A 17921-nucleotide genomic window follows, 5' to 3' on the forward strand; every position below is an offset into this window, starting at 1 on the left:
TTCCCCCTATCGCTTAGTTACAATTACTTGCGACAATAATTCTTCTACTTTTTCCTTTTCACATAAATCGGCTGAAAATGCTGTTGCACTCCCTGTTGCAACGCCATATTGAAATGCCTTTTCAATATCTTTTGTCTGTTCATATCTTCCTACAAATCCCGCAACGAGAGAATCTCCAGCCCCAACCGAATTAATTACAACACCTTTTGGAATAGTTGCTTCATATATACCTTCTGCCGTAAATAATAAAGCCCCATCTCCAGCCATTGATACGATAACATGCTCTACACCTTGTTCAACTAATTTTCTTCCATATGGTAAAACATCTTCTACTGTGGAAATCTCTACTCCGAATAACTCACCAAGTTCATGATGATTAGGCTTTATTAAAAATGGTTTATTTTTAACTACATGCTGCAAGGCACTACCACTTGCATCTACTACTACACGAATGCCTTTTTCAGCTCCGAACGCTGCGATTGATTCATAAAAAGTAGTTGGGATAGACGCTGGTACACTTCCAGCTAGTACAACACAATCTCCCTGCTCCATACTTTCAATTTGTTTCATTAATTGTTCAAATTGTTCCTTAGTCACACTAGGACCTTGTCCATTTAATTCTGTCTCTTCTCGTCCTTTTATTTTCACGTTAATTCGAGTATCTTCGCTTACTTGGATGAAGTTTGTTATTACACCTTCTGTCTGTAATACATCTTTAATAAATCGACCGGTAAATCCACCAGTAAATCCAAGCGCTACATTTTCAACACCTAAACGATGAAGAACGCGAGAAACATTAATTCCTTTTCCTCCAGGAAACTTCATATCTTTCTCCGCTCGATTTACTGCGCCTAAATCTAAGGAATTAACTTGTACTACATAATCAATAGATGGATTTAAAGTTACTGTATAGATCATTGTTTATCAGCCTCAATTACATTGGTTTGTCTTTTATATTTTTCTAAATCAATTTCTAAATGGTTTGTAATAATATTTGCCTCTTCCACATTGGCAATTTTCGCAAACGCAACTTCCGAAAACTTACTTTCATCTATTAAGAAATATCCTTCATTTGCTAATGTTAATGCCATTTGCTTTAAAAGTGCCTCTTCTGGATCTGGTGTTGTAAAACCAAGCTGTTCATGTACACCATTCGCTCCTAAAAAACATTTATCAAAACGATACTTCTGCATACTTTCCTGCGCCATTGCACCGATTAAAGCTTTCGTCCTACTCTTCATCATTCCGCCTAGTAAATATGCACGAATATTATTTTCAACTAAAGCTTCAATATGCATAAGTCCATTCGTAACAACGGTAACATCTTTATTTATTAAAAATGGAATCATTTCAAATGTTGTACTTCCTGCATCTAAATAAATACAATCACCTTGTTCCACAACGTTAGCCGCATACTTCGCAATTTGTTGTTTTATTTGAATGTTTTTGGATGATTTTTCAACCATCGTTGGCTCCTGTCCTTTTCCCGTTAAAACAGCCGCACCACCATGAACTCTTTTTAATAACCTTTGCTTTTCCAATTGTGCTAAGTCACGACGAATTGTTGATTCAGAGCTTTCTGTTCTTTCCACTAATTGTTGTAATTTAACAACCTTCTGCTCTTTTACAAGTTGCAATATCATTTGATGACGTTCAGGAGTTAACATTTCATTCACCTCTTCTTTGATTACAGTATAATGAAAACGACCACAAAAATCAACCATAAACATTCACAAATAATCAAAATCAGTCACAAACAGTTATAAACAACAAAAAAGAAACCCATTGGATTGTTATATCAAATGGGTTCCTTTACTCGCTTCACTTATAGGGAAGCTTTATATATGCTTAAAACATCGTCTTTATTTAATTTTTTAAAGTTACCAAATTCGCCATAAGCCATCGCTTTATCCGCCATTACATCAATTTCATTTTCTCCAATAGCATAATCAGATAACGTTACTGGTGCCTCAATTGAAGTCCAAAATTGACGTAACGCCTCAATTCCTTCTAACGCAATTTCTCGATCAGTCTTTCCATCTGTTTCTACATCGAATACACGAATAGCGAATTGTTTAAAACGACTTACATTTTCATCTACAACATGTTTCATCCAGTTCGGGAATAAAATCGCAAGGCCACCTCCGTGTGGTATATCATGAACCGCAGAAACTGCGTGCTCAATATTGTGTGTTGCCCAGTCTCCTTTTACTCCCATCGCTAAAATACCGTTTAGCGCCATAGTACCGCAGTATAAAATAGTTTCTCTATGCTCATAACTTTCTAAATCACTTAAAAGCTTAGGGGCAGTTTCAATTACTGTTTTTAAAACAGACTCACAATAACGATCTTGTAATTCTGTATTTGTTCCGTGGTGGAAATATTGCTCTAATACGTGCGACATAATATCTACCATACCGTAAATTGTTTGATCCCTCGGTACAGACGCAGTATGAACGGGATCTAAAATTGAAAATTGCGGGAAAGTAACTGGACTACCCCAACCATATTTTTCATTCGTTTCCCAGTTTGTAATGACAGAACCAGCATTCATTTCAGATCCTGTTGCTGCAAGCGTAAGTACAGTACCAAATGGTAATGCCTCACTAGCAAAAGCTTTTTTCGTTACAATATCCCACACATCTCCATCGTACTTACTACCAGCAGCAATTGCCTTCGTACAGTCAATTACACTTCCTCCACCAACTGCTAAAATAAATTCAACACCGTTATCTTTACAAATTTGAATTCCTTTCTTTACAGTTGATACACGTGGATTCGGTTCAACGCCTGTCAATTCAAACACTTCTGCATTTATATCTTTTAAAATAGAAATTACATTATCATAAATACCGTTTCTTTTAATACTACCTCCCCCGTATACGAGAAGAACTTTTTTACCGAACTGTGGAATTTCAGTTTTCAACTGTTCTAATTGCCCTTTACCGAAAATAAGTTTCGTTGGATTACGAAATACAAAATTTTGCATATCCCTTTACCATCCCTTCTATATGAAAAGTAACTATACTTTTGTATACCATATTTTTTTCATTTCACAAAAATATTTGCCTAACAAAAAAATCCCAGCCTATAGGCTGAGATTTTTTATTGATAATAAGGTGAGATCATTAAGTAAACAATAACACCAGATAAACTTACATATAACCAAATCGGCATCGTCCAACGTACAATTTTACGATGACGTGTTAATTGATTTGTAAAACCAAATACAAGTGCAAACAATGCAAGCGGTACAATAATTGCTGCCAGGATAATATGTGTAATTAAAATGATGAAATACACATATTTAATAAACCCTTCTCCGCCAAAATGTGTTGCCGGCGCTAAGTAATGATACGATAAATAAGAAACACAAAATAGCAACGTCGTCGTAAATGCTGCCAGGATGAAACCACGGTGCATTTTCACATTCTTCTTAATAATAGAGTATAGCGCTGCTAATAAGAATACGAACGTAAAGCTATTAAAAATTGCGTTTAACATTGGTAAAATCGTTACATCAAAATGTACTTCTCCTTCATAGCCAACAGGTCCAAAGAACAAAAATAAAATAATCGCATTTACAATTACAGAAAGCGTTATCACAATAGGAGCATAGCTTTTCTGATTTGTTGATTGATCCACCAAAATGGTCACTCCCTCTTCCTTCAAATATGTATACGTAACCTCACTATTTTAACATACTATTCACAGTGTAAATGTGACAATAGTTTGACACAGCAAGACAAAACAAAGAAAAAAACCCTTCTTAATAAAACTTCTTAAGAAGGATTTTATCGCTTTATTATTCAAATAGCAATGCGATTAGTTTTTGTTAAAAAATGTATCGCTATATGCTTGAAAAATTTCAGACACTTGATATCCCATTAAAGAAATTGCTGTTAATGAAAAGAAACCAATCATAAGAAATCGAAACCACATATAAATCTCCTCCTTGTATTTAGCTTAAAAAACATTCGCTATATTACAAGTTGAGTGGCACTCTTCATCGTCACTTTCCTTTTTCTTTACAATTGCTGTAATAAATCGAATCATAAAGAAAATAACAAAAGGAAATTGTTCGTAATTCACATTGGCATAGTTTAGCAACGGCTCGCGTTGCATATCGAACGGGGATGAGAAGGAATAGAACATACCTTGCTCTTCCATATATACAATTACTATTTTCATACAAAATACGATTCCTAGAAACGAAACAATATCTTGCCATTCTGTCGTATATAGCAGGTTATACAGCTCTAATACGTAATCTTCCATCGTCATCCCCCCTTCCTTTTTTACCATTCTGCTCGCCTTCGTATAAAAAGTCAAGAAAAAAGTTTATATTCACTATGACAATAGTAATTACTCATTTCTATGATTATATATGATTCTTTTATAGCAATGATTGGGTGTAAATCTCTTCGAAAACAAGAAATTAGAATCGAACAGATTCCTCATTCTTACTTGTAGTATTCGATACTGTACTATTTTTATTTCTATTAAAAATAAAATAAGAAAGTATTATAAGAACAGTAACAAGCATCGTCAAAAGTGCTTGTGAACGTAAAGATTCAATTGCAAGCATCGCAACTAAAACTGCTATAATAGCGGCAATTGTAACATACGTTACATACGGGAAAAACCACATTTTCACTTTCAAATTTTGTTGTTCTACTTTCCCCATTTTTTTACGGATCTTTAAATGCGAAACAGCTATAACGAGATAAACGAGCAACGCAATCCCGCCAGATGCATTCACTAAAAATAAAAAGACTTTATCTGGAGATATATAACTAAAAACAACTCCAATATAAGCGAAGAACGTTCCGAATAAAACTGCCCGAACTGGAACACCACTATTGTTCAATTTCAAAAACGCCTTTGGAGCATCTCCTCTTTCTGCCATCGAAAAAAGCATTCTTGAGTTCGTATATAAACCAGAATTTAAACAAGAAAGTACAGCTGTTAAAACGATAAAATTCATAATTTGTGCTGCCGCTGGTACCCCTATATGTTCCAGTACCGCTACAAACGGACTTTTTAGTATGTTCGCTGAATTCCATGGAAGAAGTGTAACAACTACAGCAATCGATCCAATGAAAAATACGAGAATACGCCAAATTACACTATTTGTTGCTGTTTTTACTGCTTTTACAGGTTCAGCAGATTCTCCAGCAGCTACTGCAACAATCTCAGATCCCATAAATGAAAATATAACGACAGTAATTCCAAGTAGCACCGAACTTATACCGTTTGGCATAAATCCTCCTTGTCCTACTAAATTCGAAGTGCCAGGTGCTTCCGTTCCTGGTACAAATCCTAAAATAACAGCTAGTCCAAGACAAAGGAACAAAACGATACTTATTACTTTAATAAAAGAAAACCAATATTCAAACTCTCCAAATGATTTCACCGAAAAAACATTCGTCAATGTTAATAAAATCGTTAATATTAGGCTTAATAACCAAAGTGGGATTTCTGGAATCCAGTATTGAATAATACCAGCACCTGCTGTGGCTTCTATTGCAATAACAATTACCCAGAAAAACCAATATAGCCACCCAATTGTATAACCGGCCCATGGACCAATTGCTTCTCTTGCATATGTTGCAAATGACCCACTTGTCGGGTTAATAGCTGCCATTTCTCCAAGCATTCTCATAACGAAAATAACTAGAAGTCCTGCTAATGCATATGAAATGATAGAACCTGGTCCGGCTGAATGTACAACCGCCCCACTTCCAACAAACAAACCAGCTCCTATTACGCCACCAATTGAAATCATTGTAATATGGCGTATTTTGAGGTCTTTCTTAAGATTTTTTTCCAACTCTTGTACATCCCCTTCCAAACGTAATTTTGAAATTTGCCCCGCATTAACGGGCAGTAAGACCCCCACCTCAAAATTCAGGGGAAGCAAAGAAGTTAGGTGGGAATCTACTCCCCGTAAATGCCCGATTGGTTCAACTTTATGTAAGAGTATTATGTGAAAAACCTTGGCCTACACTTTAAAATATATCAAAATATTCTGAATTTAACAATTGTAATGCAAGCTCCTATAAAAATTATTTCATTAAGTTTAACAATTTCCCATATACAATTGTTGAGAAAATTATAGTTACCTTACAAAAGAATGAATTTTCAGATATTATTAAATAAACAAGATTATACATCTAGACAACTTTTTGTATAGGAGTGTTGATATGTTAAACAAGTTCAAATTCATTTGTTGTACGTTAGTAATTTTTTTACTGTTACCACTATCCCCCTTTCAAGCACAAGCAGCAAACAATTTAGGATCAAAACTACTCGTTGGATACTGGCATAACTTTGATAACGGTACTGGCATTATTAAATTAAGAGACGTTTCACCAAAATGGGATGTAATCAATGTATCTTTTGGGGAAACTGGTGGTGATCGTTCTACTGTTGAATTTTCTCCTGTGTATGGTACAGATGCAGAATTCAAATCAGATATTTCTTATTTAAAAAGTAAAGGAAAGAAAGTAGTTCTTTCAATAGGTGGACAAAATGGGGTCGTTTTACTTCCTGACAATGCTGCTAAGCAACGTTTCATTAATTCCATACAATCTCTAATCGATAAATACGGTTTTGATGGAATAGATATTGACCTTGAATCAGGTATTTACTTAAACGGTAATGACACTAATTTCAAAAACCCAACTACTCCTCAAATCGTAAATCTTATTTCGGCTATTCGAACAATCTCAGATCATTACGGTCCCGACTTTCTATTAAGCATGGCTCCTGAAACAGCTTATGTTCAAGGCGGTTATAGCGCATACGGAAGCATCTGGGGCGCATATTTACCGATTATTTACGGAGTGAAAGATAAACTAACATACATTCACGTTCAACACTACAACGCTGGCAGTGGCATTGGAATGGACGGTAATAACTACAATCAAGGTACTGCAGACTACGAGGTCGCTATGGCAGATATGCTCTTACATGGTTTTCCTGTAGGTGGTAATGCAAATAACATGTTCCCAGCTCTTCGTTCGGATCAAGTCATGATTGGACTTCCTGCAGCACCAGCGGCCGCTCCAAGTGGTGGGTATATTTCTCCAACTGAAATGAAAAAAGCTTTAGATTATATCATTAAGGGAATTCCTTTCGGAGGAAAGTATAAACTTTCAAATGAGAGTGGCTATCCTGCATTCCGCGGCCTAATGTCTTGGTCTATTAATTGGGATGCAAAACACAACTTTGAATTCTCTAATAACTATAGAACATATTTTGATGCGATTTCCTTGCAAAAATAATAAAAAACAACAATAGGTTTTATGTGACCTATTGTTGTTTTTTATTTACCATCAATTAACATCGCTCGTTCATCAAAATCAAATTAAGAATGATGATGTGGAATTGAATACATTAGTTACTATTTTGCTTCAATACAAATACTGAAAGTTCAGGTACACTCAAAAATCTAACAGGCATTCGAGTTGTCCCAATCCCACGATTTACGTATAAATGTAATGGCTTATTCTTTCCTTCTAATTCATACATACCTTCAACATGACTCTCAGCTAGTTTTGTCGTAATGAATGGACCGATAAAAGGGATTTGAACTTGTCCTCCGTGACTATGGCCTGACATTTGAAAATCAACTGGGTAACGTACTATTTTGTCTACAACATCCGGCTCATGTACTAATAACATATTGAAATCTTGTTGCCTTACATGTTTTAAAGTCGAGTCTATTTGCGGCTTACCTAATAAAAAATCATCCAAACCTGATATTGTAATATATTTGCCGTTTTCCGCTTTAATTTTCTGCACTTCATTGACTAACACAGCGAAACCAGCTTCCTCCATATATTTTTTATAAAATAAACTACCTCCGCCGCCCCTATCATGATTCCCAAACACTGCATATTTCCCTAAGGGCGCATGTATTTTTTGTAAAATCCCTTTCGCTTCTTCTCTTTCGGCTTTGTACGATCCAAACTTATCTATTAAATCCCCTGTGAAAACTACTACATCTGGATTTAATGCATTCATCTTCTCCACCAAATTTTCTAATTGTTTCAGTGTGAATTCTGGTCCTAAATGTACATCTGAGAACTGTAATATTTTTTTATTATGAAACTCTTTAGGAATTGTAGAAGCTTCTATTTCATTCCACGTAACTGTTACTAGTTTTCGTTCTATTTCTGTCGCATAGAAATACAAACTTATAGAAATCATTACTACACTTACGAAACTGATTATAGATATCTTGACGATTGATTTTTTTTGTTCTTCTTTTACGTGATACGTATTCATGTTCTCACCTCTAGAAGTACTTTAAAACCTTATTGTTACATTCATGTGACAACACGAACAATGTTAGTTATATTCAATTCCAGCCCTGCTCACTTTGACAAATTTATACAGAAGTCATAACATATTTTTATAATACATAGATTCTTAAAAATGTTCCATTTATTCTTTTATCATTTTATTAAGGAGAGATTATTCATGTCTGTATTTACACCAGAAGAAATCACGGAACTTGCTGCTAATTCCGGAAGAAAAAAAGCTCATTTATCATTACTCCCTATGCTAATTCTCGGTTTTTTTGGCGGTGCTTTCATAGCATTAGGGTATTTACTCGATATTCATGTTATTGGAACAATGCCAAAAGCTTGGGGATCATTTACTAGTTTTCTAGGTGCCGCTGTATTCCCTATCGGTCTTATACTCGTTATTCTTGCAGGCGGTGAGTTAGTAACTGGCAATATGATGACCGTTTCAATGGCGTGGCTTCATAAAAAAATCGACTTATTTCACTTCATTCGAAATTTAGTTATTGTTACGTTTAGCAACTTCATAGGTGCTGTATTCGTTGCTTATTTTTTCGGTCATGTCGTCGGATTAACAGAGGGAGCTTTTTTAGCAAAAACAGTTTCTATTGCGCAAGCTAAACTACAAGATACACCACTACAAGCCTTCATTTCTGCCATCGGATGTAATTGGCTCGTTTGTTTAGCTGTTTGGCTTAGTATGGGAAGTAAAGAATTTATCGGAAAGATTATCGGCATTTGGTTCCCAGTTATGACTTTTGTTGCAATTGGATTTCAACACGTTGTAGCCAATATGTTTGTCATCCCAGCTGCAATTTTTGCTGGTCATTTAACATGGATTGAATATTTTCCAAACTTCATTTTTGTTTTCTTCGGAAACTTAGTGGGAGGTATGTTATTTGTGGCATTACCTTATTTCATATCTTATAATAAGAAACTACCTTCCAATAAAGAGCAAACCGAATTAAAGAAAAAATCTGTATCCGCTTAAATGAACCGTCTATATAGACGTATCTAAAAAATATTACAAATTCCATTTTTTTTACGAATATATGTGCGTACACTTGTTCTCGAATGTTTTATACGTTATAATAACAACTTAAATAGCATTATTTACATATGAGGTGAAAAACATGAACAAAACAGAATTAATTAAAAACGTAGCACAAAATGCTGAGATTTCTCAAAAAGAAGCTACTGTAGTTGTACAAACTGTAGTAGAATCAATCACTAACACTTTAGCTGCTGGTGAAAAAGTACAACTTATCGGATTCGGTACATTCGAAGTTCGCGAAAGAGCTGCTCGTACAGGCCGTAACCCACAAACTGGTGAAGAAATGCAAATCGCAGCTTCTAAAGTACCTGCTTTCAAAGCTGGTAAAGAACTAAAAGAAGCTGTAAAATAATGAAAAATAGCCTTCTCGTTTACGAGAGGGCTATTTTTTTCATTACATAATTAATAAAAATCTGACCATTATGCTGTTTCTTTTGTTCCTTTATGCACATAAAGCCTTTGCTTTCAAAGAAAGGTTTTGCTGTAATACTCGCTTCTGTATAGATCTCCCTATACCCTAGGTTCGCTGCTTCTCTTTCTAACTTCTGTAATATGTAGGAAGCTATCCTTTTTCCTTGATAATCTTTATGTGTAAATAAGCGATCTACGTAATGATCCTCATTATAATCTCCAAATCCCACTATCACACCGTTATGATCCGCTACATAACTAATGTTCTTCTCTAAAGACTGTAACCAGCTTTCTCTATCTAGTCGCTCTGGTGCCCATGCCTGTAGCTGTAATACGTTATAATCTTTTGCATTAATTGTATGAACTGTTTCATAGAACAACTGTAATACTTGTTCTAAATCCTCTTTATGGAATGTTCTAATGATCGTATCTTTTAACATATATGAACCACCTTACTACACTATCATTTAACTTTTCTACCATCTAGTATTCAATATTTCTGCTTTATTATATCTTTTTTCTTTCTATATAAACAAAAAACAATACTTATTTCAAAGTATTGTTTTTTGTTTAAAAGCCTATGCAATTACTCTATAGATTTAAAGTTTTATTATTTTAATTTCACTCTTTGCAATCGTAATGCATTTAATACGACCGATACAGAACTAAATGCCATCGCTGCTCCTGCAACCCAAGGCGCTAAGAAACCAAGCGCTGCAATCGGGATTCCTAAGCCATTATAAGCTAGTGCCCAGAATAAGTTTTGCTTAATATTTCTTATCGTCATCTTACTCATAAAGATTGCATCAGCAATACTATTTAAATCACCACGGATTAACGTAATATCTGCCGCTTCCATCGCTACATCCGTTCCTGTTCCAATCGCCATACCGATATCCGCCGTTGCAAGTGCTGGAGCATCATTTATTCCATCTCCAACCATTGCTACTTTTTTACCTTGCGCTTGCAGTTGTTTCACTTCTTCTGCTTTTCCTTCTGGTAATACTTCTGCGATTACGTGATCAATACCTACTTGCTTAGCGATTGCCTGAGCAGTTTGTGTATTATCTCCTGTAATCATAACAACGTCTAGACCCATTTTCTTAAGTCTTGCGATAGCTGCTTTTGACGTATCTTTTACAGTATCTGCAACGGCAACTATACCAGCATATTCTTTATTGATCGCAATAAGCATTGCTGTTTTTCCTTCTCGTTCTAACTCTTCCATTGATTTAGAAACTTCTTCAATATCAATATTGAATTTCTTCATTAATCGGCGTGTACCAATTAATAATTGTTCCCCTTCTACAACTGATTCAATACCAAATCCAGGAATCGCTTCAAATGTTTCTGAACTTGGAATATCAATTTTCTTTTCTTTAATTCCATCTACAATCGCTTCTGCAAGTGGGTGTTCAGAATTCTTTTCTGCCGCACCTACTAAACGTAGTATTTCTTCTTCATGGAATCCATCTGCTACAATTACATCTGTTAACACAGGCTTCCCGTTTGTCACAGTACCTGTTTTATCTAGAATAACTGTATCTAATCGATGCGTTGCTTCTAAATGCTCTCCGCCCTTAAATAAAATACCATACTCAGCTGATCTTCCTGATCCAGCCATAATAGATGTAGGCGTTGCAAGACCTAATGCACATGGACAAGCGATAACAAGTACTGCTATCATTTTCTCAAGTGCTCCGCCAAAATCACCTGGTGTAACAAAGATCATCCACACTGCAAATGTAATAATCGCGATTCCAACTACAACTGGTACAAAAATACCAGAAATTTGATCAGCTACCCTTTGAATAGGAGCTTTTGAACCTTGTGCCTCTTCTACTACTTTAATAATTTGAGCTAATGCAGTATCTCTTCCTACCTTAGTTGCTTTCACTTTTAAAAATCCATTTTTATTCATTGTAGAACCGATTACTACATCCCCAATTGTTTTATCAACTGGAATACTTTCACCTGTTAACATCGATTCGTCTATTGCTGACTTTCCTTCTACAATCTCACCATCTACTGGAATTTTTTCACCAGGCTTTACATAAACGATATCACCAGCTACTACTTCTTCGATTAAAATTTTCATTTCTGTTCCATCTCGCACAACTGTAGCTGTCTTTGCTTGTAAACCCATCAACTTTTTAATTGCCTCTGATGAACGTCCCTTTGCTTTCGCTTCAAATAATTTACCTAAAATAATTAGTGTAATAAGTACCGCGCTCGTTTCAAAATATAAATCTGTCATATGCTCCGAAGAACCGATAGATTGAATGCTTAAATATACACTATAGAAATAGGCAGCCGACGTTCCAAGTGCCACAAGAACATCCATGTTAGCACTTTTATTACGTAATGCTTTATAAGCCCCAACATAAAACTGTCCACCAATGATAAATTGAACTGGCGTTGCAAGAGTCAACTGCACCCAAGGGTTCATAAGCATATCTGGTAAATAAATAAACGATGTAAATGAGAAGTGACTTACCATTGCCCACAGTAACGGGAATGATAAAATAAACGAAACGATAAACTTCTTCTTTTGTCGCTCAATTTCTTGTAAGCGATGATCAGTTGATCCATCTTGCTCATCTGATTTCAATTCCAATTTATATCCTAACTTCGTAATTGCACTCTTCATTTCATTTACATTAATTTCATCAGGATTAAAATTTACTGTAGCCGATTCCAAAGCGAAATTTACTGTCGCTTCGTTCACACCTTCTAGCTTATTTAAACGCTTTTCTACTCTATTCGCACATGCTGCGCATGTCATTCCTGAAACAGTAAACTCAGCTTTATCACTTACAATTCCATATCCTAACGATTCAACTTTTTCCTTAAATTGTTGCGGATTTGTTTTTTGGGGATCATACATTATTTTTGTTTTTTCAAGTGCAAAATTTACATTTGCATCATGAACACCTTCTACTTTTTTTAGGCCTTTTTCAATTCTATTTGCACATGCGGCACATGTCATTCCTGATATTTGAAGATTGGCCTCTTTTTGTTCATTCATGTCTCTCACCTCTATATACCCTTATGAGGTATAATTATTAGCAAAATAAATCGTACTTTCTATAAAGTACGATTTATTTCCATATCTAAAAATAATTATTGAACATCATATCCTTGATCTTCAATTACAGCAACGATATCTTTTAACTTTACAACTGATGAGTCAATAGTAACTTCAACAGTTCCTTCTGCTAATTGAACTTTCACTTGTTCAACACCGTTTAGTTCTTTCACACTACTTTCGATAGCATTTACACAATGTCCACAAGACATACCTTCAACTTGTAATGTTAACTGTTCCATTTAAAATCCTCCTCTTGTTTCTTCATTGTTTGTTAACCACACCCTCATCTTACCATACCCCCCTAAGGTAATCAACGGTTTTGTATCATGATTTTTCAATTATTTTCTAAAAGTTTATTTTACATACACTTTTTCACATCAATACCCCGAAACCTTATATGAAAGTAAACAAAAAACAAGCCAGTTACGTACTAGCTTGTTTTTACGCTTTTGAAAAACGTTCAAATACTGTCATTAATTCTTCGATTGCTTCGTCACCATTACCATCTTTAATTGCACCTGAAACACAATGACTTGTATGGTTTTTTAATACACCCATTCCTACTTTTTTCATCGCTGCATTAATCGCTGAAATTTGCACTAAAATATCCACGCAATACCGATCATTTTCAATCATATTTTGAATACCCCGAACTTGCCCTTCAATTCTCTTCAATCTATTTATAATTTGCTCTTTTTCTTTTTCTGATCTATGTGTTACTGCTTCATGCTCTTTATGCCCCATATTATCACCTTCTTAAAGTTTCTCTTCATCCAATAAAACAATTGCTTTTACGAGTATACCAATTATAGCATTAAATATCTATGTATGATACCCCATATGAGTATATTTCCACTTTATGATTATTCTTAACACATTGTTAGCTTCTCAGTCTCAATTTTCATTATACCCTTTCCTTTTTTCAAAAAACAATAATAAGCGGGGATTTTCCATCCCCGCTTATTATTCATTCCCAAATATAAAAGCCTCAATCTTCACACATGTAAATTGAGACTTTTTCTTCCTATATATAATTATTGCTGATCACATACTTTTGTATCATTCACTACTGAAGTTCCTTCAACGGTTACCGTATGAAAACAGTCATTTACACGAACAGTCACAACGTTATCTTGCCGATCAATAATATGATATTCATTAAAATTTTTATTCAGAGCACTGCGAATTTGTTCTCCTTCATAAATTGGAATGCCATGTGATAAAACCCAAATAAGCCCAGCAATAGCAAGAATAGTTTTCATACGATCTACCTCCTTGAGAATATAGTGAACTTTTCATCCGTGCTTTTTCAGCTCTACGAATCATAATTGGAATGAACCAAGCCTTTTCGGAAATAAGTTCATTTCGTCTATTTTATGTTTATGCTAATTGTGAACGAATTGTGACAACTTTTTGTCTCTTTAGACGAAAAATTGAAACAAAACTTTCAAAAAGGACAATTCTACTTACGCAAACAAAAGGCTATGGAGAATTTCCCCATAGCCTTTTGTTTACATTTATAATTAGACGATCATTTCATTATGTTTAATAGTAAGTGTTTCAATTTGAATGGTAGCATGTTCAATATGAAACTCTTGTTTTAACATATCAATAATATTTTGAAGTACTTCTTGATCATCCTGTTTTTTATCAATCATTACATGGACGCTTAATGCATCTAATCCAGATGTAATTGTCCAAATATGAAGATCATGTAAATCACGTACACCTTTTACTCCTTTAATCGCTTGCTTTACTTTCTCTAGTTCAATTGCAACGGGTGTACCCTCCATAAGTATATGAATGGAATGTTTTGTTACTCCCCACGCGCTCTTTAAAATTAATAAAGTAACAACTACTGAAATAATTGGATCTGCAATATACCATGAGAATAACGACATAAGTACACCAGCTACTAATGCTCCCACTGATCCTAAAGCATCTCCAAGAACATGTAAATACGCGCTACGTAAATTCACATTATTTTTCACATCACCTTGTCTCATAAGTGCCCATGCACTAATTAAATTTGCTAGTAAACCAATTGATGCGATTAACATCATTGGACCACTTGCAACAGTTGGTGGTTCAAAAAAACGACCAATTGCTTCCCATACGATAAGCCCTGCTACAACAAATAACGTAACTCCATTAATTAATGCTGCTAAAATCTCAAACCGATAATATCCATACGTTTTTTTAGAAGTAACTGTTCTAGCTGCCAATCCAATAGCAATTAAACTTAATAATAATGAACTTGTATCACTTAACATATGGCCTGAATCAGATAATAAGGCCAAACTATTTGTGACTAGTCCCCCGAAAAATTCAAGGAACATAATAGTTGCTGTAATTACTAAAGCTGTAATTAATCCTTTTCTATTTCCTTTCCTGCTTTCCTCAAAATGATGATGTCCATGTGAATGCCCATGAGCATGTCCATGATGTTGGTGACCGTGATGATGTCCCATATAAATGCCTCCTTTTAATTTTGTCTTTCATAATTCCTCTATTAAATTTTTACTTTCTTTATAAAGTGAAACTTCAATTAGTGGGGGTCTTACTGCCCATTAAAGTGGGATAAATGGCTCTTTTCTGACCTGAATTGAACTTGTTGGGCAGCCGTCACTTGCCGCCAACATTGCTTGCAAGAAAGTTTTTGGTATACCCACTATTCCTTGATTGTTATCTAATACACCAAATGATTTCCCCCTTCCGTCTAATTGATATATATCAGGTGCTATAGAAGTACATAATCCACATGACTTACAATTCTTTTTATTTACGACCGTATAATGTAACACTATTAATCACCTCCATTGTTAATATACAATACATAGGTAGGGTATTATAAATCGTTTATTTCACACCTGTTTTTCTTCTAAAGTTTCTATTTCCCTATTTAAATAATAATGGCCTATCGGTTTTAAATCGTTATCCAATTCATAAACTAATGGTGTTCCTGTTGGAATGTTTACATTTTCTATATCTTTATCTGAAATTTGATCTAAATGTTTTACTAAAGCACGTATTGTATTTCCATGGGCTGCAATAATTACTTGTTTACCAGCTTTTACGTTAGGAGCTATCTCTTCATTCCAATATGAAACAACTCGTTTCTCTGTATCTTCTAGGTCTTCTGTAAGAGGGAACTCATAATCTTTTATATCTCTATATTTCGGATGTGCTGCTTCATATCTTTCATCATCTTTTGTCAGTGCTGGTGGGCGTACATTTGTTGAACGTCTCCATAAGGTTACTTGTTCATCGCCATATTTTCTTGCTGTCTCTTCCTTATTTAACCCTTGAAGTGCACCGTAATGTCGCTCATTTAATTTCCATGTTTTATAAACAGGTATCCACATCAAATCCATTTCTTCGAGAGTAATCCATAAAGTACGCATCGCTCTTCTCAAAACAGATGTATATGCGATATCAAATGAGAAACCACTAGCTTTCAGCATTACTCCGGCTTCTCTTGCTTCTTCCAAACCTTTACTAGATAAATCAACATCCGTCCAACCTGTAAACCGATTTTCAACATTCCATTCACTTTGTCCATGTCGTATTAAAACTAACTTTACCATACTTATTATCCCCTCTCCCTTGAAAGTTGCATTTTCATAAAGAAGTACCTTTATGAAAATGCATTGTTACATATTTAGTTCTTTTTTGCTTATTTCACTACTATGACTAAACGCTAATTCAATTAATCCATTTACGTGGGAGTCATCTAATGAATAAAAAACAAGTTTCCCCTCTTTACGCTTTTTCGCTAATCCTATCGTTTGTAATAGTCTTAAGTGGTGTGATGCTGTTGCAATACTACTATGAATAATACTTGCGACATCGCGTACGCAAAGTTCCTTTTCTGTATACAACGCATAAGCAATTTTTAAACGTGTTTCATCTGCAAGTGCCTTAAACATTTTTGCTACACTACTTATATTTTCTTTCTCTAGCATATCACTTGCATGTTTTACTTTTTGCTCATCATAATAACAAAGTTCACAATGTTCTTCCTTCATATGTAACACCTCTTGTTCAAATATATATTTGATTATGTATGTAGTATACCTTATAAACGAGAAACATTCAAATATTCATTTGAATGTTTCTCGTTTATATTAAATTACTCGCTTTCTCACTAGCTTTTTAATTGATGGATACGTTGCTTTTAAACAATAATGAAAAAAAGGTAAGCAATCGCTTACCTTTTCCCTCTTCTATATGTGACTAACAAACCTCAATCCTTTACTTAAAGAAGTCGGCACAACAGACGCGTGATTCTCTCCTTCAGCTTCATAAAACGTAAATCTAAACTGATCGTGTTTCACTTGGAAAAGGCGCTCTGATAATTCCTTTGCCCCTACAACCATATGCTCTCGTTCTAGTGAACCCACTGTAAGAAATACTCCTGTTTTAACCTTTGCATTGTTTAATTCACTTATAAGATTCTCTTCTTTTTCAAGCACAGATTGGTTATTCCACCAAATCGACGGGCTACTTATAAAATAATTTTGAAAAGCATTTAGATTTGTAAATAATATATGTAAAGCAAATAGACCACCTAAAGAATGCCCAAATAGTGTTTGCTTTCCTTTATCAATTTCAAAATTCTTTTCAATTTGCGGCTTTAATTCTTCTTCAATAAAAGTAAAAAAATGATGTGCTCCTCCTGTTTTAGGCCACGGTTTACCGTCTGGCTTTAAAGGTGCATCATTTGAAATTACGCTAGGCGTAAAATCATAGCATCTTTCTTCACCTGAAAATGCCCCTTCAATCGGATAGCCAATACCTACTATAATGGCTGGTGAAACACCTGTTTTTTCTGCTCTAACTGATTGTATTTTAACAGCTTCATGGAATGTTTGAAAAAAGGCATTGCCGTCTAATACGTATATAACAGGATACCCTGACTCGGGTGCTGGCTGCCTCGGCTTTGAAATATAAATTTGATATTCGTTACCTTCTAATTTTGAATACATGTTCCACTGTTCTGTATTAGATGTTTTAATCTGCTGTTTTTCAATAGTAGTATTCACCCTAT

Annotated in this window: 20 protein-coding genes; 3 read left to right on the top strand and 17 right to left on the bottom strand. The window is 34.8% G+C overall.

Translation table 11 applies throughout. The annotated features are described in order from the left end of the window. Positions 1–6: 6 nt before the first annotated feature. The 6 genes from pfkB to gabP all read right to left on the bottom strand — a co-directional run bounded on the left by pfkB (position 7) and on the right by gabP (position 5833). The gene (gene pfkB / locus RTP99_RS07485; RefSeq protein WP_000640847.1) at positions 7–918 is read right to left on the bottom strand and encodes a 1-phosphofructokinase; all 912 of its coding nucleotides are present in this window, start codon (positions 916–918) and stop codon (positions 7–9) included. Beyond that, a complete protein-coding gene (locus tag RTP99_RS07490; RefSeq protein WP_000957276.1) occupies positions 915–1667 on the bottom strand; it encodes a DeoR/GlpR family DNA-binding transcription regulator in 753 nt (250 codons plus the stop codon). The genes pfkB and RTP99_RS07490 overlap by 4 nt, the downstream gene beginning before the upstream one ends. A gap of 158 nt (positions 1668–1825) precedes the next feature. Next, positions 1826–2989 (bottom strand): iron-containing alcohol dehydrogenase, encoded by a 1164-nt coding sequence (locus RTP99_RS07495; RefSeq protein WP_001179079.1) that lies wholly within the window; start codon positions 2987–2989, stop codon positions 1826–1828. A 116-nt stretch (positions 2990–3105) separates the two neighbouring features. Beyond that, the gene (locus tag RTP99_RS07500; protein WP_000228316.1) at positions 3106–3648 is read right to left on the bottom strand and encodes a DUF420 domain-containing protein; all 543 of its coding nucleotides are present in this window, start codon (positions 3646–3648) and stop codon (positions 3106–3108) included. A gap of 318 nt (positions 3649–3966) precedes the next feature. Continuing rightward, positions 3967–4305, bottom strand: a complete 339-nt coding sequence (locus RTP99_RS07505) for a hypothetical protein (protein ID WP_116733334.1) — start codon at positions 4303–4305, stop codon at positions 3967–3969. Between the two features lie 133 nt (positions 4306–4438). Then, positions 4439–5833, bottom strand: a complete 1395-nt coding sequence (gabP, locus tag RTP99_RS07510) for a GABA permease (RefSeq protein ID WP_000414399.1) — start codon at positions 5831–5833, stop codon at positions 4439–4441. A 373-nt stretch (positions 5834–6206) separates the two neighbouring features. Here gabP and RTP99_RS07515 point away from each other — a divergent pair, with 373 nt between their 5' ends. After that, positions 6207–7289 (top strand): chitinase, encoded by a 1083-nt coding sequence (locus RTP99_RS07515; RefSeq protein WP_000932465.1) that lies wholly within the window; start codon positions 6207–6209, stop codon positions 7287–7289. 112 nt (positions 7290–7401) lie between these two features. Here the strand turns inward: RTP99_RS07515 and RTP99_RS07520 are convergent, their stop codons facing one another. Continuing rightward, positions 7402–8295 carry a metallophosphoesterase gene (locus tag RTP99_RS07520; protein WP_001099523.1) on the bottom strand — a complete coding sequence of 298 codons (894 nt, stop codon included), beginning with the start codon at positions 8293–8295 and terminating at the stop codon, positions 7402–7404. A gap of 195 nt (positions 8296–8490) precedes the next feature. On the opposite strand from RTP99_RS07520, the gene RTP99_RS07525 reads away from it, so the two are divergent. Both RTP99_RS07525 and RTP99_RS07530 read left to right on the top strand, forming a co-directional pair. After that, the gene (locus tag RTP99_RS07525; protein ID WP_000110523.1) at positions 8491–9306 is read left to right on the top strand and encodes a formate/nitrite transporter family protein; all 816 of its coding nucleotides are present in this window, start codon (positions 8491–8493) and stop codon (positions 9304–9306) included. A gap of 142 nt (positions 9307–9448) precedes the next feature. Next, positions 9449–9721, top strand: a complete 273-nt coding sequence (locus RTP99_RS07530; RefSeq protein WP_001043904.1) for an HU family DNA-binding protein — start codon at positions 9449–9451, stop codon at positions 9719–9721. A 19-nt stretch (positions 9722–9740) separates the two neighbouring features. Here RTP99_RS07530 and RTP99_RS07535 read toward each other — a convergent pair whose 3' ends face one another. From RTP99_RS07535 to RTP99_RS07580, 10 genes are all read right to left on the bottom strand, one after another. After that, complete coding sequence (locus RTP99_RS07535) at positions 9741–10220, bottom strand: GNAT family N-acetyltransferase (protein WP_000910419.1); 480 nt, start codon at positions 10218–10220, stop codon at positions 9741–9743. 170 nt (positions 10221–10390) lie between these two features. Beyond that, positions 10391–12808 carry a heavy metal translocating P-type ATPase gene (locus RTP99_RS07540; RefSeq protein ID WP_001005297.1) on the bottom strand — a complete coding sequence of 806 codons (2418 nt, stop codon included), beginning with the start codon at positions 12806–12808 and terminating at the stop codon, positions 10391–10393. Positions 12809–12903: 95 nt separating this feature from the next. Next, on the bottom strand, positions 12904–13110 hold the full coding sequence (copZ, locus tag RTP99_RS07545) for a copper chaperone CopZ (protein WP_000436974.1): 207 nt from the start codon (positions 13108–13110) through the stop codon (positions 12904–12906). A gap of 202 nt (positions 13111–13312) precedes the next feature. Then, positions 13313–13615: a metal-sensing transcriptional repressor gene (locus tag RTP99_RS07550; RefSeq protein ID WP_000509876.1), complete on the bottom strand. Its 303-nt coding sequence runs from the start codon at positions 13613–13615 to the stop codon at positions 13313–13315. Positions 13616–13905: 290 nt separating this feature from the next. Continuing rightward, positions 13906–14133, bottom strand: a complete 228-nt coding sequence (locus RTP99_RS07555) for a hypothetical protein (protein WP_000849103.1) — start codon at positions 14131–14133, stop codon at positions 13906–13908. Between the two features lie 261 nt (positions 14134–14394). Next, positions 14395–15342, bottom strand: coding sequence for a cation diffusion facilitator family transporter (locus tag RTP99_RS07560; RefSeq protein WP_000509824.1), 948 nt, complete (start codon positions 15340–15342; stop codon positions 14395–14397). Positions 15343–15441: 99 nt separating this feature from the next. Then, positions 15442–15675, bottom strand: a complete 234-nt coding sequence (locus RTP99_RS07565) for a ferredoxin (protein WP_000903573.1) — start codon at positions 15673–15675, stop codon at positions 15442–15444. Between the two features lie 60 nt (positions 15676–15735). Next, positions 15736–16458, bottom strand: coding sequence for a 2,3-diphosphoglycerate-dependent phosphoglycerate mutase (gene gpmA / locus RTP99_RS07570; protein ID WP_000240143.1), 723 nt, complete (start codon positions 16456–16458; stop codon positions 15736–15738). Between the two features lie 66 nt (positions 16459–16524). Then, positions 16525–16899 (bottom strand): ArsR/SmtB family transcription factor, encoded by a 375-nt coding sequence (locus RTP99_RS07575; RefSeq protein WP_000656812.1) that lies wholly within the window; start codon positions 16897–16899, stop codon positions 16525–16527. A gap of 198 nt (positions 16900–17097) precedes the next feature. Next, on the bottom strand, positions 17098–17916 hold the full coding sequence (locus tag RTP99_RS07580) for an alpha/beta hydrolase (protein WP_001098330.1): 819 nt from the start codon (positions 17914–17916) through the stop codon (positions 17098–17100). Positions 17917–17921: the final 5 nt, after the last annotated feature.

This window comes from Bacillus sp. (in: firmicutes) (assembly GCF_031983925.1).
Classification (GTDB): domain Bacteria; phylum Bacillota; class Bacilli; order Bacillales; family Bacillaceae_G; genus Bacillus_A; species Bacillus_A pacificus.